A 22,151-nucleotide genomic window follows, 5' to 3' on the forward strand; every position below is an offset into this window, starting at 1 on the left:
TCCAGCGCCCTCTACTCGGCATGACCGCGCACGAGCTGCGGCAATAGCGGGCGGTTCGTCAGTCCTTTGCTCTAGCGTCCAGCCTCCGGAAGGCGGCACCCAAGATGCGTGCAAGCGCAGCGCGCACGTCGTCGTCCCGATCCAGCCTGTGCAACCTGACCAGTCGCTCTGGGGCGATATCGAAAGTCACGAAGGTCGTGGCCTCGTCCGGCGTCGCCACATCGAGTAGCAAGAGGCACCGGTATGCCCGCAGCGACTGGAAGCGTTCCTCGCGCAGGAAGGTCATGAGCAGGATCGGCGCGTCACGAACTTGAGCCCGCAGTGCGTGGACGGACGTCCATCGCGTCGCAAAGCCATTCTGCTCGGCACTCTCCTGCAGACTCACGAGTTCATCGAGCGAGATGCTGCACACGCGAAAGTCGTCATCGGTGCTGTCGATCGCGGACACGGATGCCACCTTAGGACCGCGAGCCGCCCTCTTCTCGGCACGAGCGCGCGCTCGACGCGGCAGTAGCGTGCAGTGGCAGTTAGTCGATGCACTGACTCCAGGCGCCAGCACGCCAAGCGCCCGCATCTGTGCGCCAGACATCGACTTGAATGCGCCGACGTCCGTTTCGGCCGAGCAGGTCTACCACCCGCACCGCGTCTTGATCGCCCGCGCCCACGTCGACGCCTTGCGCTTGGATCCGAATCGATTCGACGCGACCCCAGTCCCTTGCATCCAACATCCGGTTCTTAAGACCAGCCCACGTGGGAGCGCTGGCGACGTGGTCGTAGTGGCTGACGCAGTCGCCGTCGTCGCTGGGGCTGCCCGAGCACGAGCTGAGACTCACGCAAGCGAGCGCGGCAACGATCGACTGAACGGCTCGCGTCATGTCCATGGGACGCAGTCTGCCCGCAAGCGGTTCCGACGACCGGTACTCGCCCGAGCGCGCAGGGCGGCAATATCGGGCGCTCAGGTCGAGCCGCCTCCGGCCATCGGCGGTGGGTTCGAGGCTCGCTTGCCGATCCGCCACTCACCCTCGGCAGTCGGCAACACGAGCACCGAGCGTCGGCCGAAGATGCCCCTTCGGTGCTCGACGCGGCCACGGCCGAGCAGGTACGCCTCAGCGACCTGCGCGAGTCGGCAAAGCGCATCGCGTACGTCATCTTCATCAGTCGTGGTGAGGATGAACGCAGAGCGGTTCCGGTGTTCGAACCGGACCTCCTGCCACTCTGCTCCGGTCAGCAGGTCGCAGGCCCGCCCTTCGTCGCTGTGAAGGCGGACGTGAGCTGACCAGGCCGAACCCGGCGATTGCCATTCCGATCGAATCTCCTCGTGCCTTTCGACAACCGCGCGAACAATCTCCTCAAGCACTGCACGGTCGCGTTCGACGGACATGCCAGCAGCATGGCGCCTCGGTGGTCACCGCGCACGCAGGGTGGCGATAACGGGTGGCTCGTGAGTGAAGTGCTTGGCCGATTCGCTAAACGAAGTCCTCAGCGATTGGGCTGTAGACAACCAGGCCGAGTCCTGCAGCTCTGGCAGCGATGAAACCTGGACGGTTGGACCTTCTGCGTAGCTCATCGTTAAGTACAAGAAGTCGCCATCGATCGAGTCGCGTAGGTCCTCCCACGGACTCGGAGCGGTGAACTCTGCCTCCAGGAGGTCGGCGAGAGCGACAAGCTCTGGAATGGGCGTTCGAAAATTCGGATACCGCGCATCGCTGGTCGATTGCCTACGTTCGCGCGACGCTCCAAACTTGTTCGATGCCTGCACCGTCCGATGAAGTCTTGCCCTTCGTCCTCTCGGACGGATGGCCGGACCCTCTGCCCGGATGCGTCGTGACGTTTCGTGAGAGTGGCATCGTTCTCGGTTCGTTGCTGTTCGAGGATGACGAGTGGCGTGCCTTGCGGTCGGGACCCGCACTCTCACTCAGGATCGACGAGCACCCGGTGATGGACGGATGGACAACCCGTGACCCTGACGGCACGGAGACGCATGTGGAGTTCGAGATTCCGTTGCTTCCTGTCACCGTTCCGCCAGCGGCCATGGCGCACAGTCGGGCGTTCGAGGAGTGGGTCTGGGACACCCACGGGTCGCTTGGACGCCTGCTGCTCTGGGACGAGCCTCGACATTGGTGGATCGTGCAGGAGTCGGACCTAGAGTTGGCCATCACCTGCGCACCCAAGGGCATGCTTTCCGAGACCTCCGAAGCACTCTCTTGGCTGTCGTTTGGCACCGAGAAGGGACGACAGGAGGTCAGTGCCCTCCGGGAGCGGTACGCGGTGGACTGGGCAGAATGACCGCCCGCTCTTCGGCACGATCGCGCACTCGGCGCGGCAGTAGCGGGCGCCATGGACCTAGCGACACCCCCGAAGGGGCAACGGTTTCGGTGCCACCTTGAAACGAACTTCGGCACCCCGTCCGCAATGAAGGTCGCCTCGGTTGCGCTCGACACAACGAACGTCCCCTCGGGCGTGAAGCGACGAGGTATCCCTCCGCCGTAACCGATGTAGGGGCGTCTGGTGACCCACGTCTTTCCACCGACTCGGAGCGGTTCGACGAAGCAATGCCCCACTTCCAGCGTGACTTGCCGTCCTTCGGACGGTTGCTCGACGAGGTCTGCAGAGGACGCCGAACCAGATGGAGGCGACACCTCGGTTCGGGGAGGCTCGCCATCGCCCGCCGAGCATCCGAGAAGCAGGATCCCCGCGATTCCTATGGGCAGAGTGCCTAGTCCTCGCACAACCAAATGACGACAATGCGATGCGAAAGGTTCCCTCGGCTCCACAGAGGGCCTGCCCTCCCCTCGGCACGAGCGCGCGCTCGACGCGAGCAGTAGCGGTCACTCCCGGTGAAGGTTCTCGGTGAGCGGATCCGTGCCCGCGTCATCATTCAGCACCCGCCGAACGGCCGCCTTCCAGTCGTCCCACCGCGCGGGGTCTGACTGCAGGTACTGGCGAAACAAGATCAACCCCTCATCTGGCTCGCGTTCAAGTTCCAGGTACTGGTCGGCCATGACGAAGGCGGCGCGGAAGGCTTGGTCGAGGGTCAGCACTTCGGGGTCTGGTTCGCCTGGCATGGTTCGCAGTCTCTCCCTTGCCGCGTAGGCGGAGCAACGCCCGCTACTCGGCAACTTCGCGCACCGTGCACGCGCTTCTGCCGAGAGGCGGGCTGTCCGACCGGCCACAGCCTGCGCTCATTGCCTAGGAGCCTGGTCAGATTCAGCGCCCCTCGACCGACTCAGCAGTCGTACTCGTGATGATCGAGCCGCTCTCGCAACCTGGCTTCGAGGCGTTCGGCATCAAGAGCGCCGAGGACGACACCCTCCATATCCCCCTCAAGTACGACAGCGGGAATGTTCAAGAGGGCGTAGCGCCGCGCCGAATCGGCATCGACGTCGCAGTCCACCTCGACGACCCCAAGGCCCATCCGACTGGCGACGTCCGAGACAACTGAACGGTATGGACCGCAAATCCGCTCCGCCCACGACGCCGTGAAGAAGATCAGATCGACCACCCTCGGATCTTGCCAGGCGCCGGGATCGTTCGCCACGGTGCGCGGAGCCGCACGCTACTGCCGCCCTGGGTGTTCGCGGAGCCGCACGCTACTGCCGCACGGCGTGCGCGGAGCCGCACGCTACTGCCGCAGCGTGCGCCCTCATGCCGAGTTGCGGGCGGACCGCTGCGGCTAGGTTGTTGCCTATGGGGCGCTTCGTGATCACGATTCCGCCAGTCTCGATCGCTCGGGAGTTGTGGCGCTTCGGTGAGCCGGAGTTGGCGATCCGTGCCGTCGACCTAACTCCCGTCGAAGCCGCGGATATCGGCGAGCGGGCGGGGGCCTTGCATGAGAGCGGTGACGCGACACGCCTGTGGCCAGGCGGTCCGAGTGGTGTCATGCCCGCGGTGTTGCTCGCTGCGATCGAGCACCTTGAAGGCCGCCCCCGTCCATGCGGTCGTACTCGCCGCCTGCCTGAGAAGAATCTGCCCGCTTCGCTACAGGTGAGCGAAGCCGAGCGTTGGAGCGCGTCTGAATCCGTCGCGCGCGAGATGGACCGCAGGCTTCACGGCAGCCCCTGAACCATCCGCTACTGCCGCCCTGCGCGCTCGCTTGGCCGGATGGCGATCGAATGGAACCGCGCCAGGAAGCATGGCGTCCGATGAACATGCGACTTCGCTTGCCTGTGGCCATCGGGGTGATGTCGCTGCCCCTCATTGCGCTGGGCTGCGACTCCGAAGAACAGAGCATGGCCTCTTGCTCCATGGCCGCCACCATCGCCTTCGACGGACGCGAGTACATCGCGGTCAATCTTCGCCACGGCCGGCAGGACGGGACGGTTCGCGTTGGCAGGCGGGTGGGAGTCGGGCAACGCGCGACCTGTCCTGGGCAGCCAGAGCAGCAGGTTCGGGTCTACAAGATGATCGGCGTCCCGATCGGCAAGGGCGTGTACTCCAAACCTGACTTCGGCGTAATGCAGCGCTGGAACAGGGATGGGACCATCAAATAGAACGTCCGCTATTGCCGCCCTGCGTGCGCGGAGCCGCACGCTACTGGCTCCACTCTGCGTCAAGGGTCGAGGTCCGACCCCACGACCTGGCCCTCGGCGCGACGTTCGACCATCGTCGAGCGCTCGAATACGGTGGCGCGGTGGGAATCTCACGTACCTCGGACCGCCGATGACCCTCTCCCCCGACGACGTCCACCTCTACGACGACGCCGAGCTCGACTGGCGTCGCCGTGGCCCAGCTTGCCGCACCCGTCGTGCCTTCGGGGTCGACGAGGACGCGCTGCGCAGGCTGCCGGGCGGGATGGGCTTCAACTGGACCGACGGTCGTCTCGTCCTGAAGCCGGTCGGCTTCCGGCCCGAGCACGACTGGGTGTGCGAGGTGTACGACGGGTGGGACGCCGCCGAGGTGCGCGTGCCGCAGCCGGTGGCTCCGCACGGCAGCAGCGACGGCGGATGGTCCGTCGACGGGTGGGGCGCCCACGTCTTCGTGCCCGGTCGCGACCTCGACCTCACCACCGAGCTCGGCCTGGTCCGGGAGGCCAGCGACGCGTTCCACCACCACCTCAGGGACGTCCCCCGACCGGCCTTCCTCGACGACCGCATCGACCCCTGGGAGTACGGCGACCGGCTGGCCTGGGACGACGCGGACCCGCCGCCCCATCCGGAGACCTGCGAGCTGATCGACCGCCTCCTCGCCCGTCTGCGGTCGGTGACCAGTCCGGCACAGCCGATCCACGGCGACATCCTCCCCAACGTGCTGGCGGCCGACGGGCTCCCGCCGGCGGTGATCGACTGGCCGCTGTACTTCCGGCCGGTCGGCATGGCGAACGCCATCGCCGTGACCGACGCCGTCACCTTCCGCGGGGCACCGCTGGCCCTGCTCGACGAGTGGGAGACAGGTGCGGACTGGCCCCAGCTGCTGGTCCGCGCCCTCCTCTACCGCCTCGGCCCTACCGGCATCATTGCCTCCCGCGACCGGCTGATGGGCAGCCTGGTGACCCATCTCGAGCGCGCACGACCCGTCGTCGAGGCCGTTCTGGCGCGGGCCGACGTACGTTGATGCCATGCGGACCGACGACGTACGCCGCATCACGCTCGGCAGCTTCGTCCGCCCGGGTGAGGAGACCGGCGGCGACCCGCGGGTGGAGGGCGTCTACGGCTACCTGGTGCGGCACGACCACGGGCTCGTGCTCCTCGACACGGGGATCGGCGAGGGCGACGCCGAGACGGAGGCGTGGTACCGCCCGCGCCGCGTCCCGCTCCAGCAGGCGCTGGCCGCTGCCGGCGTCGAGGTCGGCGACCTCGACCTGGTCGTGAACTGCCACCTGCACTTCGACCACTGCGGCGGCAACCCGCTCCTCGGCAGCACGCCGATCCTGGCCCAGCGCGGCGAGCTCGCCACGGCGCGGGCGGGCGACTACACCTTCGACCACCTGCTCGACCACCGCGGCAGCAACTACCAGGAGATCGACGGCGAGACCGAGGCGCTGCCCGGCCTGCACGTGATCCCGACGCCGGGCCATGTGGCAGGTCACCAGTCGCTGGTCGTGGAGTGCGAGGACGGCTCGCTCGTCCTCGCCGGGCAGTCGCACGACACGGCCTCGGCCTGGAGCGCCGACGCGCTGGCGGCATCGGCGCGCGACCTCGGCCACGTCGAACCGCTCCCGCTCGCGCCGGACTGGATGGAGCGGCTGCTCGCCTTCGACCCGAAGCGCGTCGTCTTCGCCCACGACGCTGCCGTGTGGGCACCTGACCATCGGGGCTAGGTACAGCTAGGAGGCAGCGCGTGCCGCGATCTCCTCGAAGACCTCCATGTCGGCGTCCCACTCGGTGCCCGGTCGCGGCCAGTGGACCGCGACGTCGGTGATCCCGATCTCGGCGTGGCGGCCGGCCAGGTCGTCATACGCCGCCGCGGACTCCAGCCACGGCTCGCCGGTGAACCCGGTCAGCAGGAGGCACGGCATGGCCGAGAAGTCCCTTCCGGCCGCGTCGCAGGTCTCCGCCATCCGTTCGACGAGCCGGCGCACGTCGTCCGCCGGGGCGTCGCCCTCGGGGTTGACGATCCATCCCTGACCGAGACGGGTGGCGAGCCGCATGCCGCGCGGCCCGCCGGCGGCGATCCAGAACGGCGGCCGCTGCTGCACCAGCCCGGGCGAGATGGTCACGCCGCGCGCCGACCAGTACTCCCCCGCGACCGACACGGACTCACCCGTGAGCAGCGCGTCGAGGTGGTCGACCCACTCCGCGAACCGGTCGGCGCGCTCTCGTGGCGTCCAGTCGCGGTCGAGCACGTCGCCGTCGGAGGTGTGCGCGCTGCCGCCGGCGCCGATGCCGAGGGTCAGCCGGCCCCCGGAGATCCGGTCGATCGTGCGGATCGCCGAGGCGGTGGGCACCGGTGTCCGGAAGTTCGGAGAGGTGACGAGGGTGCCGAGGCGGATCGACGACGTGACCGCAGCGGCAGCGGCGAGGCTGGCGTAGGCGTCGTCCCACGGGGAGTGACCGCGCCAGGCGAGGTGGTCGTAGACCCAGGCGCCGGTGAACCCGAGGTCCTCCGCCCGCCGCCAGGTGTCGGCCATGGCCGGCCAGTCCTGGATCGGCCAGAGCACGACATGGAGGTTCAACCCTTGAGTCGCTTCTCGATGTCCGCGAGGACGCTCTTGCGCGCCTTGCCGGCCCGCTCGCGGTCACGAACCTTCCGCAGCGCCGCCGGGCTCAGGCCGGTGAGCTTGGGCTTGATCTCGGCGACGGTCAGGTCGGAGTACCCCGGGATCGGGTCGGTCGCGCCGGTCCCCTTCTTCGCCGCCGGCTTGGACGCGGCCTTCGATGCGGTCTTCGGCGCCTGCTTCGAGGCTGGCTTCGGGGTCCGCTTGGGCGCGGTGGTCGGGGTCGTCGTCGACTGCTTGCCGACCAGCCGCGGGGCCTGCCTCACGGTCTCGGCGATCTTGCCGGCGGTCTTGCCGGCGGTCGCCATCACCGGCGCAATGCCGCCGCCGAGGCTCTTGCGCGCGTCGGTGGTGATCGAGTCGAGCGCCTGCAGCAGCGCCTGCGAGTAGTCCTTGCTGCTGACCAGGAGCTGGTTGAGGAGCCGGTCGGCATCGGCGCGGGAGAGGGAGCCCCGCGCGACCAGGTCGTCGACGATCTCCTGGAGGCGGGCACGCTGGATGGTCAGGCTGTGCTCCAAGGCGCCCTGCAGGGCCCTGAGGTTCTTCGTCACGAGCGTGAGGTCCACGGACGGGGTCTTCGGGGCCATCGCTGCCTCCCTGGATGTGCGGGTCTCTCGCACACTACTGCTCAGTCGTAGCCGGCCTCCACCTCCCAGCCGGTGGCCCGCCAGACCAGCAGCCATGCCCGGCCGTCCACACCCACGACCTGGAACCGGGCGGAGCGACCGGCTCCCCCGTCCGCCAGCCACCACGCCTCGTCGACCGGCCACGGACCGGCCCAGGACGCCACCGGCGTCCACCGGCGTACGGCGACGTCGGCCCCTGCATCGACAGGGTCGATCCGGAACCGCCACGGCTCACCGGTCACCATGCCGCGCTCGGTCACCGCGACCGTCCTGCCGGACTCGTCGACCACGTCCGCTGCCAGGGGCACGGAGAAGACCCGCGCCGGCGCCGGCCCTGGGATCCTCCCCGGCCACGGGCGGTCCAACGGTCGCAGCCCGACCGACCGCTCGCCCCAGGGGACGCTCGCCTGCCGGTCAGCGACGCTCCGCCCGCCCTGGAGCACCGGCGTCCGCACGGCGTCGAACCCGATCATCGCCTGGATCCGCGCCACGCCGCGGGTCACCTGCTCGTCAGCACCGCCGCCCCACAGCCCGTCCGCATGGTCGGCCGCCGCCTCCACCGTCTCTGGCAGGAAGCGGACCCGCTCGATCGGCGCCCGCACCGAGCCTGCGTCCTGCCGGCTCCGCAGGCCGGAGGAGGGCATCCCGGCCTGCAGCTGCCAGTGCACCCGGTCGACGAGGTCGCGCGAGGTGAAGCAGCGGGGGTGGAGCCAGGTCCGTGCCGACGTCACGACGCCGTCGGCCTCCGCCTCGATGCGTACGGCGACCGCCACCAGCTGACGTGCGGCCAGCCCCTGCACGAACCGCTCCGCAGTGGTGCGGACGCTGAAGCAGACCGCCTCCGCCGACTCCAGAGGCGGCTCGAACCCGATCTCGCAGGCGAGTTCCGGCGGTGGTGTCCGGGAGCCGAGCGCGGTCGGCGCGCCGCCGTGGACCCGCTGCCACACGCTCAGCCCGAAGGAGCCGAACCTGTTGCTCACCTCCGCGGCGGACAGCCGGGCGAAGTCGCCGAGGGTCCGCAGACCGAGCCGGCGCAGCAGGTCGGCGAGTGCCCTGCCCTCCTCTCCCCCGTCGGTGGCGTCGGCGAGGACCCGGACGGGGAGCGACTGGAGGAACGTCGCGGACGTCCCCGGTGGCACCACCACGCTGTCCTGGACCTCCGCCTGACGAGCCGCCTGCTCGGCGGTGAACAGGTCGTCGGCGACACCGAGCCGGCAGTCCCACACGCCGGCGTCGACCAGGTGCTGGGCGACGAGTGCGGCGGCGTGCGACTCGCCGCCGAAGTAGCGCCCGGGAGCGGGCACCGCCAACAGCCCCGGCCGGATCGGAGCCACCCCGGGCCGCAGTTCCTCGACGGTGGCCAGCACCGGCTCGAAGTAGCGGGCGTCCCGCTCCGGGTTGGCGGGGAGCAGGACGAGCTCGGGGCACCGTGCCTGCGCATCGCGTCGGCGCTGGCCGCGGCGTACGCCGTCGGCGCGTGCCGCCGCGTTGCAGACCTCGACCACGTTGTTGCTGAGGACCGCAGCGGGCTGGTCGCTCGTCGGACGCCGGCCCAGGGCAGTCGTGGCGGTCTCGCCTGTCTCGCCGGTCTCGGCCAGCTCGAACAGTCCGGCGGTGACCGACCAGTCGGGGCACCACGCGACGAGCACTCTCATGGCACGACGAGGTCCCTCGCCGATCGCCGCCCACTGCGGGTGACGGCGACCCTCAGCTCGCGTCGATCCAGCCGGCCACGGCCGCGATCGGCACCCCTCCACGCGACCCGCTCGGCGCTCAGCCGTGCCTCGACCTGGGGCCACTCCCCCCAGACGACGAGAGTGGAGGAACGGGCACGGAGTCGGGCATCGATGATCGACGCCGACTTGGGGTCGACCAGCGTGGTGGGCTTGAGGACCACGACCTTGAGCACGTCGACCAGGGCGGCGGTGACCTCGAGCCACAGCTCGCCCGGCTCGGGCACGAGCACGGTGCGGCGCAGGTCGATGCCCCACTGGGCCGCCGCCTCGGCGCCGAAGTCGCGCCAGCCGGCGAAGCCCACCCACTCCCCGGCGCGGGAGGCGCCGGCCGCCAGGGCGAGCGCGAGCGAGGCGGAGTCGACGGCGTAGCTCCCGCCGGTACGCAGCTGCACGAGCCCCTCCAGCACCGGGTGGACCGGGACCGTCAGCCGGGTCGGCCCGCCCTGGAGGGACTCGATCTGCCGCTGGAGCAGCTCGACGACCTGTGCACTCACACTCCATGTTCGAACAGATGTTCGAACCAGTCAAGCCCTCGGCAGAGGTCAGCGCTTGCGCTTCTCCCGCGGCTTCACGGTGATCACGATCGGGGTCCCCACGAAGCCGAACTCCTCCCGGAGCCGGCGCTCGATGAACCGCTCGTAGCCCGCGTCCAGCTTGCCGGACGTGAAGAGGACGAAGGTCGGCGGCGCCGTGCTCGCCTGGGTGCCGAAGAGCACCTTCGGCTGCTTGCCGCTGCGCACCGGGTGCGGGTGCTCGGCGACCAGCCGGCCGAGGAACGCGTTGAACGCGCCCGTGGTGATGCGGGTCTCCCAGCCCTCGAGCGCCTTGTCCAAGGCCGGCACCAGCCGGTCGATGTGCCAGCCGGTGCGGGCCGTGATGTTGATCCGCGGCGCCCACTGCACCTGCACCAGGTCCCGCTCGATCTCGCGGTCGAGGTAGTAGCGGCGCTCGTCGTCGACCAGGTCCCACTTGTTGAAGGCGATGACCAGCGCCCGGCCGGACTCGCGCACCGCCTGGAGGATCCGCATGTCCTGCTCGGCGATCGACTCCCGCGCGTCGAGCACCAGCACGCAGACCTCCGCACGCTCGATCGCGGTCGACGTCCGCAGCCAGGCGTAGTACTCGTGGCCGGACGCCTCCTTGACCCGTTTGCGGATCCCGGCGGTGTCGACGAAGCGCCACTGTCGCCCGCCCAGCTCCACCAGCTCGTCGACGGGGTCGACGGTGGTGCCGGCGACGTTGTCGACGACGACCCGCTCCTCCCCCGCGAGCTTGTTGAGGAGCGAGGACTTGCCGACGTTCGGGCGGCCGACGATGGCGACCCGGCGCGGTCCGCCGTACTCCTTCTCGGTGACGGGCGGCGGCTCCGGCAGCACCGCGAGCACGGCGTCGAGCAGGTCGCCCGAGCCACGTCCGTGGAGCGCCGACACGGCGAACGGCTCGCCCAGCCCGAGGTTCCACAGTCCGTATGCCTCGGCCTCGGTGCGCTCGTCGTCGACCTTGTTGGCCGCCAGGACCACCGGCTTGCCGGAGCGACGCAGGATCTTCACGACCTCCTCGTCGGCGTCGGTGATGCCGACCGTCGCGTCGACCACGAACAGCGTCGCGTCGGCGAGGGTGACCGCGATCTCCGCCTGGGCGGCGATCCGCTCCGCCAGCCCGCGCGCGTCGGGGTCCCAGCCGCCGGTGTCGACCACGGTGAAGGCACGGCCGTTCCACTCGGCGTCGTAGGACACCCGGTCTCGGGTCACGCCGGGGATGTCCTCGACGACCGCCTCGCGGCGGCCGAGGATCCGGTTGACCAGCGTGGACTTGCCGACGTTCGGCCGGCCGACCACTGCCAGGACCGGGACGGGGCCCCCGTCGGTCATGGGCTCACTCATAGAACTTCTCCTGAAGGTAGGGGGCCGGGCAGGGTGCGTCCGGTCTCGGCCAGCGCCTCTTTCAGCCCGGTCAGCATCCGCTGGTGCAGGTCGTCGCGAAGTGCGGTGACCTCGCTGCGCCGCCTCGGCCACGGTACGGCGGCCACCGGCACCGGCTCGCCCACGACGATGTCGATTCGGGCCCGCTTCGCCGGCACCGAGTTGGTGTGGCCGCCGGGCTCCCGGCTGCCGATGAAGGTCATGGGTACGACGGTCGCGCCCGTCACCATCGCGAGGTAGGCCGCGCCGCGCTGGAACTTCACGAGCTCGCCGCTGCCGCGGGTCCCCTCGGGGAACACGCCGACCGCTCCGCCCTCGCGAAGGACGCGCAGGCTGACCCGCACCGCCCGCGGGTCGGCGCGGAACCGGTCGATCGAGATCTGCCCCGTCATGCGGAGGAACGCGCCGAGCTTTCCCTCGAACATCTCGACCTTCGTCAGCGCGTGCACCGGGCGCGGCGCGAAGATCGCCAGCAGCGGCCCGTCGATGATCCCGATGTGGTTGGCCGCCACGACGACGGGGCCGTGGTCGGGGAACCGCTCCGGGTGGTGGACGCGGACGTCGTACCGCCTCCGGATGATCCAGCGGGACATCGGGCGACCGCCGTGCAGCAGCCAGCGGGTGGGGTGCCGGACTCCGTCGCTGCGCGGCCGCTCCCGATGAGCGGCGCTGCTCATGGTGAGACGTCCGCCGGCGCCGTCGCGAGGCCGACGACCAGGTCGACCACCTCGGCGAGGGAGAGGTCGGTGGTGTCGATGTGCACGGCGCCGTCGGCCATCGTCAGCGGCGACACCGCGCGGCTCGAGTCGATCCGGTCGCGGCTGAGCAGGGACTCCTGGGTCGCCGCGACGTCGGCCGAGCCGGCCTCGAGGGCGCGCCGCGCCGCCCGGGCGGCCGGGTCGGCGGTGAGGTAGACCTTCAGCTGCGCCTGCGGCCACACGACCGAGCCGATGTCGCGGCCCTCGACGACGATCCCACCGTCACCGATCGCTGCCCGCTGGAGCTCGACCAGCCGGGCGCGGACCGCGGGCACGGCGCTGACCGGCGACACCGCCGCGTTGACGGCGTCGCTACGGATCTCGACCGACACGTCGGTGCCGTCCAGGGTGATGGTCGGGTTGCGGGGGTCCGTGCCGGACTCGAGGCGCGGTGTCGCTGCATGGGCGGCGACCTCGTCGACCTCGTAGATGTTGACGTCGTGCTGCAGCATCCACCAGGCCACCGCGCGGTACATCGCACCGGTGTCGAGGTAGCGCAGCCCGAGGCGTTCCGCCACGGCCCGGCAGGTGCTCGACTTGCCGGAGCCGGACGTGCCGTCGACGGCCACCACGAGCGAGCTCAGATCACCTGCATCCACAGGCGACCATGCTACCGGTGAGTCACCCAACCCTTGGATTCCAAGGCGCCCATCAGCTCCTCCGCGCGGCCCTCCGCGACGTCGAGCTCGACCAGACCGACGGGTCGGCCGGGGTCGTGGTCGATCCGCACGTCCTCGATGTTGACCCCGCTGCCGCCGACGTCGGCGAAGAGCCGCGCCAGCTCGCCCGGATGGTCGGGTACGGCGACGTGGACCGCCGCGACCGGCTGGAGCGGGCCGCCGTGCTTGCCCGGGATGGCACGGGTGCCGGCCACCCCGTGGGCGAGCAGGGACTCCAGACCGACCCGGTCGCCCTCGGAGATGGCCTCCAGCGCCATCTCGAGCCGGTCCCGGACCTCGCGCAGGAGCGAGGCGACCGCGTCGCTGTTGCCGCCGATGATCTGGCTGTAGAGCGCGGGGTCGCCGCCCGCGACCCGGGTGACGTCCCGGACGCCCTGGCCGGTCAGTGCGAGGTGCTCGGGGGCGGCGCCGGCGAGCGTCCCGGCCACGAGCGAGGAGACCAGGTGCGGCACGTGGGAGGTGCGGGCGACGGCCTTGTCGTGCTCGGCGGGGGTGAGCATCACGGGCACCGCTCCGCAGGTCTCGACCAGCGCGGTCACCCGCCGGACCGCGGTCGCCGCCGCGCCGGCGTGCGGGGTGACGGCCCAAGGGCGTCCGGTGAACAGGTCGGCGGACGCCGCGAGCGGCCCCGACCGCTCGCTGCCCGCCATCGGGTGGCTGCCGACGTAGCGCGCGGCCGCCGGGTGGCCGGACACGGCCTCGAGCGGCGCAGCCTTCACGCTGCCGACGTCGGTGACGACGGTGTCCTCCCCCGCCGCGTCGAGCGCGGCCGCGATCTCCTCGCCGAGGTGGTCGGGCGGGACCGCGACGACCACCAGCTGCGCCACCTCGCCGGGCTCCTTGGCCCGACCGGCACCGAGCCCCGAGGCCGTGCGCAGGTGCTCGGCGGAGGCGTCGGACAGCAGCACGTCGACGCCGGCCCGCCGGCAGGCAAGGGCGATCGACGTGCCGATCAGCCCGGCTCCGACGATCTCGACCGGTCCGGAGAGGAGGTCAGACACGCCGGGCAGGCTACAGGCCCGCGCTCTCGAGGAGCGCGCCGAGTTCGTCGTTGGTGAGCTCGCGGGTCTCCCCCACCGGGAGCGTGCCGAGGTCGACCGGGCCGAAGCGGGTGCGGGTCAGCTGCCGCACCGGGTGGCCCACCTGCTCCAGGAGCCGGCGCACGATCCGGTTGCGCCCCTCGTGGATGACGAGCTCGACGATCGACCGGTTCGCCGCGGCGTCGATCACCCGCGCCCGGCGTACCCGCACCGGACCGTCCTCCAGCGTCACGCCGGCGAGCAGGTCGGCGATGGTCCCCTTGGCGAGGCGACCGGTGACCTCGGCGACGTACGTCTTCTCCACCTCGTACGACGGGTGCGCCATCCGGTGCGCGAAGTCGCCGTCGTTGGTGAGGAGCAGGAGCCCCGAGGTGTCGGTGTCGAGGCGGCCGACATGAAAAAGGCGCTCGGGACGGGTGGCGACCAGGTCGGTGATCGTGCGCCGGCCCTCGGGGTCCGACATCGTCGACACCACGCCCCGCGGCTTGTTGAGCACCAGGTAGACGTGGTCGCTCACCGGCGGCAGCCGGTGGCCGGAGACCTTGATGACCGCCGTCCGGGGATCCACCTTGGTGCCGAGCCGGGTGACGACCTCCCCGTCGACCTCGACCTCGCCGTCCAGCATCAGCTCCTCGCACTTGCGGCGCGAGGCGACCCCGGACTGGGCCAGCAGCTTCTGCAGGCGGACCAGCCCGTCCGCGTCGGTCTCGATCTCCCGGGTCACTTCTCGCCTTCGACGGGCGGCTCCGGGACCTCGGGGGCTGCGTCGCGCTGCGCAGCGGCCGCGAGCTCGTCCTCCATGTCCGCCATCTCCGGGAGGTGCGGCGCCAGGTCGGGCAGCTCCTCGAGCGAGACGATGCCGATCCGCTCGAGGAAGTACGACGTGGTCCGGTAGAGCGTGGCGCCGTGCTCGCCGTCCTGCCCGGCCTCCTCGACCAGGCCGCGGTTGACGAGCGTGCGCATCACGCCGTCGACGTTGACGCCGCGGACCGCCGAGACCCGGGCCCGCGAGATCGGCTGCTGGTAGGCGACCACGGCGAGCGTCTCGAGCGCGGCCTGGGTGAGCCGCGCCTGCTGCCCGTCGAGCACGAACGCCTCGACGATCGGGGCGTACTCCTCCCGCGTGTAGAACCGCCAGCCGCCCGCGACGTTGCGCAGCTCGAAGCCGCGGCCCTGCTCGTCGTAGTCGGCCGCGAGCGCGGACAGCGCCTCGACGACCTCGCCCTCGGGGTACCCGACCGCGGACGCGAGCGCCCTCTGGTCGAGGGGCTGGTCGGCGACCATGAGCACCGCTTCGAGCGCGGGGCGCAGCTCGGCGAGGGGCACGGCGAGCGCCTCGTCAGTCGTCATCGGATGATGCCTCCTCGGGTAGTGGCGGCTGGCCGTCGAACTCGTCGGTGATCAGGTCGTCCACGTCGATGTCGTCGTCGGCGCCCGTCCAGCGCACGGTGAGCTCTCCGAGCGCGGTCACCTGCTCGAACGCCACCGCTCCCTCGCGGAACAGCTCGAGCAGGGACAGGAACCGGGCCACCGTGGTCAGGGTGTCGGGCGAGTCGCCGCAGAGCGCCCGGAACGTCATCGTGCCGGACCGCTGGAGCCGCTCCATCACGATCGCCGCCTGCTCGCGGACGCTGACCGCGGGCGCGTGGATGTGGTGGAGGGTGATCTCGACGTCGGGCTTCGGCTGCATCGCCTTCGCGGCGAGGCCGGCGAACTGCTCGAGGCCGATCCCGATCAGCACCTCGGGCAGCAGGTTGGCGAACCGGTCCTCCAGGCCGACCGCCCGCGGGTAGCGCCGCGCCTCCGCCGTCAGCCGCTCGTCGAGCACCGCGGCGATCTGCTTGTAGGCCTTGTACTGCAACAGCCGCGCGAAGAGCAGGTCGCGAGCCTCGAGCAGGGCGAGGTCCTCCTCGTCCTCGACGTCTCCCTGCGGGAGCAGGCGGGCCGCCTTGAGGTCGAGCAGGGTCGCGGCGACGAGCAGGAAGGAGGTGGTCTCCTCCAGATCGACGCTGTCGTCGTCGGGGAGTCTCTTGATGTGGGCGATGAACTCGTCGGTGACCTGCGACAGCGCGATCTCGGTGACGTCGAGCTTGTGCTTGGAGATCAGGCTGAGCAGCAGGTCGAAGGGGCCCTCGAAGTTGTCGAGGCGCACCTCGAACGGAGAGGACGACGTCACCGTCGCATCATTCCGCACGCAGTCGCCTGACCAGCGCGGAGTCCTCCCCGTGAGCCTCGAAGTCGGCCAGCACGAGGCTCAGCGCCTCGCGGACGAGCCGGCCGCGGTCGACGGCCAGGCCGTGCTGGCCGCGCAGCAGCAGCCGGACGTGCTCGATCTCCATCAGCTCCTCGGAGGTGACGTAGACCGTCATCTTCTCGTCGTGCCGGATCCGGCCGGACGGTCGCTTGGGTGCCGCCGGCTGCTCCGGAGCGTCCGGCACGGCGCGCACCGCCGCCTTCTTCGGAGCCGCCGGAGCAGGCTCCGCGTCCGGGTTGTCAGGGTCGGCGGTGGGGCGGAAGAGGTCGTCGGCGGTGGGCAGGCTCACGCGTCGAGACACCGCAGCGCCACCTCCTTCGCGAGCTGGCGATAGGCCTCGGCACCGGTCGAGTCGGACGCGTACGACGTGATCGGCTCCCCCGCGACGGTGGAGTCGCTGAACTTCACGGTCCGCCGGATCACCGTGTGGTAGACCTTGTCGCCCCACGCCTGCACCAGCCGCTCGAGCACCTCGCGCCCGTGCAGGGTGCGGCCGTCGAACATCGTGCCGAGCACGCCGTCGATCTCGAGCTTGGGGTTGAGCCGTTCCTGGACCTTGTCGATGGTGTTCTTCAGCAGCGCGACGCCACGCAGCGCGAAGTACTCGCACTCTAGGGGCACGATCACGCCGTCGGACGCCGTGAGCGCGTTGACCGTCAGCAGGCCGAGCGAGGGCTGGCAGTCGATGAGGATGACGTCGTACGCCCCGATGGCGGGTGCGAGGACCCGCTGCAGCGTCTGCTCCCGCGCCACCTCGTGGACCAGCTGCACCTCCGCAGCGGAGAGGTCGATGTTGGACGGCAGGAGGTCCATCCCGGGCACGCCGGACGGGACGACGACGTCTTCGAGCCGGGTGGTGCGGTCCATCAGCAGGTTGTAGACCGTGTGCTCCATCTCGTGCGGGTGGAGGCCGAGCCCGACGGAGAGCGACCCCTGCGGGTCGAAGTCGACCAGCAGCACCTTGCGCCCGAACTCCGCGAGCGCCGCGCCGAGGTTGATCGTGGTCGTCGTCTTGCCCACGCCACCCTTCTGGTTGCACATCGAGATCACGCGCGCAGGGCCGTGCTCGGTGACCGGCTTGGGGTCGGGCAGCACGGGCATCGGGCGGCCGGTGGGGCCGAGCGGCCGGTCGTCGGGGACCGGGGCCGTCTCGGCGCGGGTCTCCGGCGCACCCGTCTGCTCGATGGTCTGCTCCATCGGCATCTCGGGCCGGGCGAAGGGAAGCAGGTCGGACGCCGATTCCATCTCTAGGTTCCTCTCGGGGATTCGTGCCCGTGGCGGCATGTCGGGAGCGCTGGAGCCTGTGGAGAATCCACCCATCATCGAAATGTCACCTCGGAGCCGTCACGGGCAGCTTCCCCACCGCCCTGAACTGAACTGTTCCTCCAGTCAACAATGTCGACACGGCGACATTGGGGAGACACGCGGGGACGCGGTCCTGCCGTCTGACGCAGTGCACTCGGGGGTACCACGGCGGGCATGAGGAGGGTCGCGCCCGGAGCCGGGGGCTGAGGGAGCCATGGGCATCACCGTGCTGATGAACGCAGGTCCGTGGCTGCCCGTGCCGCCGGCCGGGTACGGCGGCATCGAGACCGTCGTCGCCACCCTCGTCCCGGAGCTGCGGAGCCTGGGCCTGCGGGTGGTGCTCGCGTCGGTCGCGACGAGCTCGCTCGAGGCCGACGACCACCTGGCGGCGCTGTCCGAGCCCCAGCTGCAACACGTGGCCCGCCCCTACAACCAGGTCTCCGGCATCGCGCACGCCCACATGCAGGCGGTGGTCCGCTACCTCCAGACCCACCCCGAGGTGGACCTCGTCCACGACCACCTCGAGGTCGTCGGCCCGTCGATGCTGGCCGCGATGAGCGACCAGGCCCCACCCGCGCTCCAGACCTTGCACTGGGACCTCGCCAAGCACCCGGAGTTCTACTCGACGTTCGACGGGCGGGGCCGGATCCGGTTCGCCGCCGTCTCCCGCAGCCAGGTCGAGCGGGCGCCCGCCAACCTGCAGCGCCAGATCGCCGACGTGATCCCACTCGCCGTGCCACCACCGCTCCCGGTCACGGCGGAGCCGGGCGACCACGTGGTCGTGCTCGCCCGGATCACCCGCGACAAGGGCCAGGACGTCGCCGTCCGCGCGTGCCTGCAGGCGGGCGTCCCGGTGGTGCTGGCCGGGCCGGTCGCCGGGATCCACGACCCGGCGGAGCTCCGGGGGCGGCTCACGCACGACGACGGCCTCTGCAGCCACGCGGACGTCCGTTTCTTCCTCGACGAGGTGGCGCCGCACCTCGACGGCGAGCGCGCTCGCTGGGTCGGCGGGGTGGACGGGGAGGAGAAGGAGCGGCTGCTCCAGTCGGCCCGCGCCCTGCTCGCACCGATCCGCTGGGCGGAGCCGGGCGCCACGGCGGTCGTGGAGGCCCTCGTCCGCGGCATCCCCGTCGTCGCCAGCCCGCGGGGCGTGCACCCGAGCCTGGTCGACCACGGCCGGACCGGGTTCCTGGCCGCGACGGAGCCGGAGCTCGTGGAGGCGCTGACGCGGCTCGGCGAGCTGGACCCCCGGGCGAGCGCAGGCCTGCGCGAGGACTGGGAGCCCCGGCGGATGGCCGAGCGGTACGTCGACCTCTACGAGGAGATCCTGGAGGGGGCCAGCGCGTGACCCGGATCCTGATGGTGGGCGCCGGTGGCGTCGCCCGTCGTCACGTCGCCACCCTCGCCGGGATCGACGGCGTGCGGATCACCGGGGTCGTCGACCCGGCGCGGCCCGCCGCGGAGGACCTCGCGGCGAGCGCCGGGTGCCCGGCGTTCGGCAACCTCGCGGAGGCCCTGGACCGGGCGGCACCCGACGCCGTCTACATCTGCGTCCCCCCGTTCGCCCACGGCGAGCCCGAGCGGGCGGTGCTCGCCCGCGGCCTGCCGTTCTTCGTGGAGAAGCCGGTCGGCATCGACCTCCCGGACGCCGAGGACGTCGCCGCCCGGGTCGCCGCCGGGAACGTCGTGACCGGCACCGGCTACCACTGGCGGTGCCTGGACGTGCTCGACCGGGCACGGGCGCTGATGGCGGACGGTGCGAGGCCGTCCGCGGTGGCGGGGTACTGGCTCGACAAGCGACCTCCGGTCGACTGGTGGGCGTTCGAGCGCCGGTCCGGGGGGCAGGTGATCGAGCAGCTGACGCACGTCCTCGACCTCGCGCGCTTCCTGCTGGGACCGGCGACGGAGGTCTACGCCGTCGAGGGCCGGGGGCCGGCCGTCCCGACCGACGCGGACTCCACCCGGGGCGACATCGCCGACTCCACGGTGGCGACGGTCCGGTTCGCGGCCGGCCCGGTGGCCACCTTCACGGCGACGTCCGTCCTGCAGCGCAAGCACCGGGCCGCGCTCCACACGTTCGGTCCCGGCGTGGTGCTGGAGCTGAGCGAGACCGGCCTGGTCGTCGACGACGGCGAGTCCCGGACCCAGTACGCCCCCCACGAGGATCCGCGGGTCGTCGTCGACCGGGAGTTCGTGGAGGCGGTCCGCGGAGAGCGGGAGGGGACGCGCACGCCGTACGCCGAGGCCCTGGAGTCCCACCGCCTCGCCTGCGCGATCGCCCGCTCCGCCCGCACGCGCCGGCCGGTCTCGCTCGCCGTTGATCCGGAGGGCACGCCGTGACCGGCAACGGGAAGCGCGAGCTGATCGTGGTCCGCGGCGCCGGCGACGTGGCGATCGAGTCCGAGGAGCTCCCGCCGGTCCCCGACGGCGGGCTCCTGCTCCACACCCTGGCGACCGGCGTCTCGGCCGGCACCGAGCTGACCTTCGTCAAGGGCGACCATCCCGGGGTCAGCCGCTTCCACGACGCCGAGCTCGGGCTGTTCCGGCCCGCCGAACCCGACGGCGTGCCGATCGGCACCTACCCGGTGCGCCGGCTCGGCTACATGGAGGTCGCCCGGGTCGCCGAGACCCGGACCCGCGGGTTCGCCGTCGGCGACGTCGTGGCCACCACGTACGGGCACGCGACGGCGCACGTGAGCGACCCGGTCCGCGAGCACGTCGTACGCCTCCCGGCGGAGCTGGACCCGGTCCTGGGGACGTACGTCGCGCATCTGGGTCCGATCTGCGCGAACGGATTGCTCCACGCCGCTGCCGACGCCGTCGGGCCCCAGGTGACGTCCCTCGGCGCCGGTGTCGCGGACCGTGCGGTGGCGATCACCGGGGCGGGGCTGATCGGAATGGTGACAGCGCTGTTCGTCCGCGAGCACGGCGCCCACGAGGTCGTCGTCATCGACGAGGACCCGCGGCGGCGGGCACTGGCCGAGCGGCTCGGGTTCGAGGCTCTCGACGCCGACGACGACCCTGGTCTCGCCCTGAAACGCCGTTGGCGGCACGGACCGGCGGACCATGGCGCCGACGTCGTCTTCCAGTGCCGTGGCCGGGCGCGGGCGCTGGCAGCCGCCCTGCGTGCGGCGCGACCGCAGGCCCCCATCGTCGACCTCGCGTTCTACACCGACGGCGCCGAGCCGGTCCGCCTCGGTGAGGAGTTCCACCACAACGGGCTGCGGCTCGTGTGCGCGCAGATCGGGCGCACCCCCCGCGGGACGGCCCCGTGGTGGGACCGCTCCCGGCTGTCCGTGGAGACGCTCCGGCTGCTCGAGCGGGCCGGTGACGAGGTCCGCCAGCACCTGGTCACCGACGTCGTGCCGTTCTCCGACGGTCCGCGGCTGCTGCTCGACGTGGCCGGACGACGGCGGCACGTCGTGTCCGCGGTGCTCACCGTCTCGTAGCGCTAGCCCTCGACGCCGGTCGCCTCGTGCGAGGCCCCGACCGGCTTGCTCTCCGGTGACCCCCGCTGGCGGAGGTAGATCGCGAGCACGGCGAACGAGCCGACGGCGAGGAACTCCGACTGCCAGTTCTGCAGGGTCCGCGCCCAGAAGTCGGAGTGCATGAGGTAGTCGCCCCAGCTGATCGGGTCCCGCAGCTGCTGCAGTCGTTCCTCGTTGTAGACGGCCCAGCCGCCCACCGACTGCACGAGCCACGAGCCGACGAAGAACACGGCCATCACCGCGGCGAGCGAGGTCGAGTACAGCGCGGTGCGCCAGCCGCCGTGCTTCGCCCACGCCGGGGAGTTCCTCCTCGCGTAGCTCCTGACGAGCTGGTCCCGGTCGGACTCACGGCCCTCCTTGCCCAGCTCCTTGGACTCCGGGGAGCCGCGCTGCACCAGCCAGACCGTGAAGAGGAGATACAGGAGGAACTGGAGGAACTCGCTCTGCCAGTTCTCCGCGACGTCCACGGCGAAGTCCGCGGACGCGACGTACTCCCAGAACCCGAGCGTGTCCAGGTGCTCGCCGACCTGCCTGTCGTTGAGCTGCTGCCACCCCGCGAGCGCCTGACCGACGAGCGCCACGACGAAGAGCAGGCCGAAGGCGAGGCCCAGAGAGTTCTCACGGACGAAGCGACGCATCCGTGCTCACCCGTGCCTCAGGGCCGCGGCGAGGAGCAGCGTCAGACCGCCCACGATGATCACTACGTAGCCGAAGAACATCACACGCATGGTCACCCTCCTGCCACGTGACAGTCGTAGGGGTGCGGGTCCCGGGGCGTGCAGCCGGCGGCGACGATGCGCCAGCCGTCCGGGAACTCTCCCAGGAACGCCACCTCGTCGTCGTACCGGACCTCGCCCGCCCTCCCGAAGACCTCGACGGCCTCCGGCGAGGAGGCCTCCGGGATCCGCTCCTCGAGGATCGCCCTCGGGCAGGGCTTCTGCGCCGCCTGCTCGAGCTCGGAGCGCGTGGACGGAGCGAGCAGGGCGCACGCACGCTCCCCGTCCCGTGCAGCCAGGGCGGCGTAGAACTCCTCCGCCGCGTCCTCGACGGCCCCGTCCTGGCTGCTGCCACAGCCGGCGAGCACCGTCACTGCCGCGACGCCCACCAGGGCGGCCCCGGCCCGGCAGGCGCGTGGGAGGTGGAGCGGCTTCACATCGCAAGGTCTAGCACAGCGTGTAGATGACCGTGC

The 22,151-nt window shown here is 71.2% G+C and carries 27 protein-coding genes; 8 read left to right on the top strand and 19 right to left on the bottom strand.

From position 1 onward, the window contains the following. Positions 1–58 precede the first annotated feature (58 nt). Positions 59–448, bottom strand: coding sequence for a hypothetical protein (locus F0U47_RS19675; protein WP_149752197.1), 390 nt, complete (start codon positions 446–448; stop codon positions 59–61). Positions 449–955: 507 nt separating this feature from the next. Then, positions 956–1,381 carry a hypothetical protein gene (locus F0U47_RS19680; protein WP_149752198.1) on the bottom strand — a complete coding sequence of 142 codons (426 nt, stop codon included), beginning with the start codon at positions 1,379–1,381 and terminating at the stop codon, positions 956–958. A gap of 368 nt (positions 1,382–1,749) precedes the next feature. Here F0U47_RS19680 and F0U47_RS19685 point away from each other — a divergent pair, with 368 nt between their 5' ends. Continuing rightward, positions 1,750–2,286: a hypothetical protein gene (locus tag F0U47_RS19685; protein WP_149752199.1), complete on the top strand. Its 537-nt coding sequence runs from the start codon at positions 1,750–1,752 to the stop codon at positions 2,284–2,286. Positions 2,287–2,828: 542 nt separating this feature from the next. On the opposite strand, the gene F0U47_RS19690 is transcribed toward F0U47_RS19685, so the two are convergent. Continuing rightward, on the bottom strand, positions 2,829–3,065 hold the full coding sequence (locus tag F0U47_RS19690; protein ID WP_149752200.1) for a hypothetical protein: 237 nt from the start codon (positions 3,063–3,065) through the stop codon (positions 2,829–2,831). Positions 3,066–3,226: 161 nt separating this feature from the next. Further along, the gene (locus F0U47_RS19695; protein ID WP_149752201.1) at positions 3,227–3,502 is read right to left on the bottom strand and encodes a YbbN family protein; all 276 of its coding nucleotides are present in this window, start codon (positions 3,500–3,502) and stop codon (positions 3,227–3,229) included. Positions 3,503–3,687: 185 nt separating this feature from the next. On the opposite strand from F0U47_RS19695, the gene F0U47_RS19700 reads away from it, so the two are divergent. The 4 genes from F0U47_RS19700 (at position 3,688) to F0U47_RS19715 (ending at position 6,256) form a co-directional block, all read left to right on the top strand. Then, positions 3,688–4,062, top strand: a complete 375-nt coding sequence (locus F0U47_RS19700) for a hypothetical protein (RefSeq protein WP_149752202.1) — start codon at positions 3,688–3,690, stop codon at positions 4,060–4,062. An 80-nt stretch (positions 4,063–4,142) separates the two neighbouring features. Beyond that, positions 4,143–4,490: a hypothetical protein gene (locus tag F0U47_RS19705; protein WP_149752203.1), complete on the top strand. Its 348-nt coding sequence runs from the start codon at positions 4,143–4,145 to the stop codon at positions 4,488–4,490. A 169-nt stretch (positions 4,491–4,659) separates the two neighbouring features. Continuing rightward, positions 4,660–5,550, top strand: a complete 891-nt coding sequence (locus F0U47_RS19710; protein WP_149752204.1) for a TIGR02569 family protein — start codon at positions 4,660–4,662, stop codon at positions 5,548–5,550. 4 nt (positions 5,551–5,554) lie between these two features. Next, a complete protein-coding gene (locus F0U47_RS19715; RefSeq protein WP_149752205.1) occupies positions 5,555–6,256 on the top strand; it encodes an MBL fold metallo-hydrolase in 702 nt (233 codons plus the stop codon). 6 nt (positions 6,257–6,262) lie between these two features. Here F0U47_RS19715 and F0U47_RS19720 read toward each other — a convergent pair whose 3' ends face one another. From F0U47_RS19720 to F0U47_RS19780, 13 genes are read right to left on the bottom strand one after another with little or no spacing between them, the layout of a single operon-like run. Continuing rightward, the gene (locus F0U47_RS19720; protein ID WP_246159708.1) at positions 6,263–7,096 is read right to left on the bottom strand and encodes an LLM class flavin-dependent oxidoreductase; all 834 of its coding nucleotides are present in this window, start codon (positions 7,094–7,096) and stop codon (positions 6,263–6,265) included. A gap of 11 nt (positions 7,097–7,107) precedes the next feature. After that, the gene (locus F0U47_RS19725) at positions 7,108–7,740 is read right to left on the bottom strand and encodes a hypothetical protein (protein ID WP_149752206.1); all 633 of its coding nucleotides are present in this window, start codon (positions 7,738–7,740) and stop codon (positions 7,108–7,110) included. A 41-nt stretch (positions 7,741–7,781) separates the two neighbouring features. Next, positions 7,782–9,434: a DNA polymerase Y family protein gene (locus F0U47_RS19730; protein WP_149752207.1), complete on the bottom strand. Its 1,653-nt coding sequence runs from the start codon at positions 9,432–9,434 to the stop codon at positions 7,782–7,784. Further along, the gene (gene imuA', locus F0U47_RS19735; protein ID WP_149752208.1) at positions 9,431–10,009 is read right to left on the bottom strand and encodes a DnaE2-dependent mutagenesis accessory factor ImuA'; all 579 of its coding nucleotides are present in this window, start codon (positions 10,007–10,009) and stop codon (positions 9,431–9,433) included. The genes F0U47_RS19730 and imuA' overlap by 4 nt, the downstream gene beginning before the upstream one ends. A gap of 48 nt (positions 10,010–10,057) precedes the next feature. Further along, positions 10,058–11,398, bottom strand: coding sequence for a ribosome biogenesis GTPase Der (gene der, locus F0U47_RS19740; RefSeq protein WP_149752209.1), 1,341 nt, complete (start codon positions 11,396–11,398; stop codon positions 10,058–10,060). Then, positions 11,395–12,114, bottom strand: coding sequence for a lysophospholipid acyltransferase family protein (locus F0U47_RS19745; protein WP_149752210.1), 720 nt, complete (start codon positions 12,112–12,114; stop codon positions 11,395–11,397). The genes der and F0U47_RS19745 overlap by 4 nt, the downstream gene beginning before the upstream one ends. Further along, positions 12,111–12,794, bottom strand: a complete 684-nt coding sequence (gene cmk / locus F0U47_RS19750) for a (d)CMP kinase (RefSeq protein WP_246159709.1) — start codon at positions 12,792–12,794, stop codon at positions 12,111–12,113. The genes F0U47_RS19745 and cmk overlap by 4 nt, the downstream gene beginning before the upstream one ends. Positions 12,795–12,805: 11 nt before the next feature. After that, a complete protein-coding gene (locus F0U47_RS19755) occupies positions 12,806–13,876 on the bottom strand; it encodes a prephenate dehydrogenase (protein ID WP_149752211.1) in 1,071 nt (356 codons plus the stop codon). A 10-nt stretch (positions 13,877–13,886) separates the two neighbouring features. Beyond that, entirely contained in the window at positions 13,887–14,639 is a 753-nt protein-coding gene (locus F0U47_RS19760; RefSeq protein ID WP_281291022.1) for a pseudouridine synthase, read from the bottom strand. Then, on the bottom strand, positions 14,636–15,265 hold the full coding sequence (gene scpB, locus F0U47_RS19765) for an SMC-Scp complex subunit ScpB (RefSeq protein ID WP_149752212.1): 630 nt from the start codon (positions 15,263–15,265) through the stop codon (positions 14,636–14,638). Before scpB ends, F0U47_RS19760 begins: the two co-directional genes overlap by 4 nt. Then, the gene (locus F0U47_RS19770) at positions 15,255–16,091 is read right to left on the bottom strand and encodes a segregation and condensation protein A (protein ID WP_246159710.1); all 837 of its coding nucleotides are present in this window, start codon (positions 16,089–16,091) and stop codon (positions 15,255–15,257) included. Before F0U47_RS19770 ends, scpB begins: the two co-directional genes overlap by 11 nt. Before the next feature lie 7 nt (positions 16,092–16,098). Next, a complete protein-coding gene (locus tag F0U47_RS19775) occupies positions 16,099–16,458 on the bottom strand; it encodes a hypothetical protein (RefSeq protein WP_438362089.1) in 360 nt (119 codons plus the stop codon). Further along, positions 16,455–17,270: a ParA family protein gene (locus F0U47_RS19780; RefSeq protein WP_246159713.1), complete on the bottom strand. Its 816-nt coding sequence runs from the start codon at positions 17,268–17,270 to the stop codon at positions 16,455–16,457. Before F0U47_RS19780 ends, F0U47_RS19775 begins: the two co-directional genes overlap by 4 nt. A gap of 418 nt (positions 17,271–17,688) precedes the next feature. Between F0U47_RS19780 and F0U47_RS19785 the strand changes: the two genes are divergently transcribed. Genes F0U47_RS19785 through F0U47_RS19795 form a run of 3 tightly spaced genes read left to right on the top strand, consistent with a single transcriptional unit; the run spans position 17,689 to position 20,923 of the window. Further along, the gene (locus F0U47_RS19785; RefSeq protein ID WP_149752216.1) at positions 17,689–18,822 is read left to right on the top strand and encodes a glycosyltransferase; all 1,134 of its coding nucleotides are present in this window, start codon (positions 17,689–17,691) and stop codon (positions 18,820–18,822) included. After that, on the top strand, positions 18,819–19,814 hold the full coding sequence (locus F0U47_RS19790; protein WP_223162838.1) for a Gfo/Idh/MocA family protein: 996 nt from the start codon (positions 18,819–18,821) through the stop codon (positions 19,812–19,814). Before F0U47_RS19785 ends, F0U47_RS19790 begins: the two co-directional genes overlap by 4 nt. Further along, a complete protein-coding gene (locus F0U47_RS19795) occupies positions 19,811–20,923 on the top strand; it encodes a zinc-dependent alcohol dehydrogenase (RefSeq protein WP_223162839.1) in 1,113 nt (370 codons plus the stop codon). The genes F0U47_RS19790 and F0U47_RS19795 overlap by 4 nt, the downstream gene beginning before the upstream one ends. 2 nt (positions 20,924–20,925) lie before the next feature. On the opposite strand, the gene F0U47_RS19800 is transcribed toward F0U47_RS19795, so the two are convergent. Together F0U47_RS19800 and F0U47_RS19805 are read right to left on the bottom strand one after the other, a co-directional pair. Next, entirely contained in the window at positions 20,926–21,600 is a 675-nt protein-coding gene (locus F0U47_RS19800) for a DUF6766 family protein (RefSeq protein ID WP_149752217.1), read from the bottom strand. A 92-nt stretch (positions 21,601–21,692) separates the two neighbouring features. Further along, positions 21,693–22,115 (bottom strand): hypothetical protein, encoded by a 423-nt coding sequence (locus tag F0U47_RS19805; RefSeq protein WP_246159711.1) that lies wholly within the window; start codon positions 22,113–22,115, stop codon positions 21,693–21,695. Positions 22,116–22,151 lie beyond the last annotated feature (36 nt).

The sequence above is a fragment of the Nocardioides antri genome, assembly GCF_008373765.1.
In the GTDB taxonomy this organism is placed as follows: Bacteria; Actinomycetota; Actinomycetes; order Propionibacteriales; family Nocardioidaceae; genus Nocardioides; species Nocardioides antri.

Excerpts from the sequence above, each read along its gene's own strand:
- F0U47_RS19705 (WP_149752203.1), top strand. The coding sequence starts at position 4,143 with ATGAACATGCGACTTCGCTTGCCTGTGGCCATCGGGGTGATGTCGCTG.
- der (WP_149752209.1), bottom strand. The coding sequence starts at position 11,398 with ATGAGTGAGCCCATGACCGACGGGGGCCCCGTCCCGGTCCTGGCAGTG.
- F0U47_RS19715 (WP_149752205.1), top strand. The coding sequence starts at position 5,555 with ATGCGGACCGACGACGTACGCCGCATCACGCTCGGCAGCTTCGTCCGC.
- F0U47_RS19745 (WP_149752210.1), bottom strand. The coding sequence starts at position 12,114 with ATGAGCAGCGCCGCTCATCGGGAGCGGCCGCGCAGCGACGGAGTCCGG.
- F0U47_RS19690 (WP_149752200.1), bottom strand. The coding sequence starts at position 3,065 with ATGCCAGGCGAACCAGACCCCGAAGTGCTGACCCTCGACCAAGCCTTC.
- F0U47_RS19685 (WP_149752199.1), top strand. The coding sequence starts at position 1,750 with ATGCCTGCACCGTCCGATGAAGTCTTGCCCTTCGTCCTCTCGGACGGA.
- F0U47_RS19730 (WP_149752207.1), bottom strand. The coding sequence starts at position 9,434 with ATGAGAGTGCTCGTCGCGTGGTGCCCCGACTGGTCGGTCACCGCCGGA.
- F0U47_RS19680 (WP_149752198.1), bottom strand. The coding sequence starts at position 1,381 with ATGTCCGTCGAACGCGACCGTGCAGTGCTTGAGGAGATTGTTCGCGCG.
- scpB (WP_149752212.1), bottom strand. The coding sequence starts at position 15,265 with ATGACGACTGACGAGGCGCTCGCCGTGCCCCTCGCCGAGCTGCGCCCC.
- F0U47_RS19785 (WP_149752216.1), top strand. The coding sequence starts at position 17,689 with ATGGGCATCACCGTGCTGATGAACGCAGGTCCGTGGCTGCCCGTGCCG.
- F0U47_RS19725 (WP_149752206.1), bottom strand. The coding sequence starts at position 7,740 with ATGGCCCCGAAGACCCCGTCCGTGGACCTCACGCTCGTGACGAAGAAC.
- F0U47_RS19800 (WP_149752217.1), bottom strand. The coding sequence starts at position 21,600 with ATGCGTCGCTTCGTCCGTGAGAACTCTCTGGGCCTCGCCTTCGGCCTG.
- F0U47_RS19710 (WP_149752204.1), top strand. The coding sequence starts at position 4,660 with ATGACCCTCTCCCCCGACGACGTCCACCTCTACGACGACGCCGAGCTC.
- F0U47_RS19700 (WP_149752202.1), top strand. The coding sequence starts at position 3,688 with ATGGGGCGCTTCGTGATCACGATTCCGCCAGTCTCGATCGCTCGGGAG.
- F0U47_RS19780 (WP_246159713.1), bottom strand. The coding sequence starts at position 17,270 with ATGCCCGTGCTGCCCGACCCCAAGCCGGTCACCGAGCACGGCCCTGCG.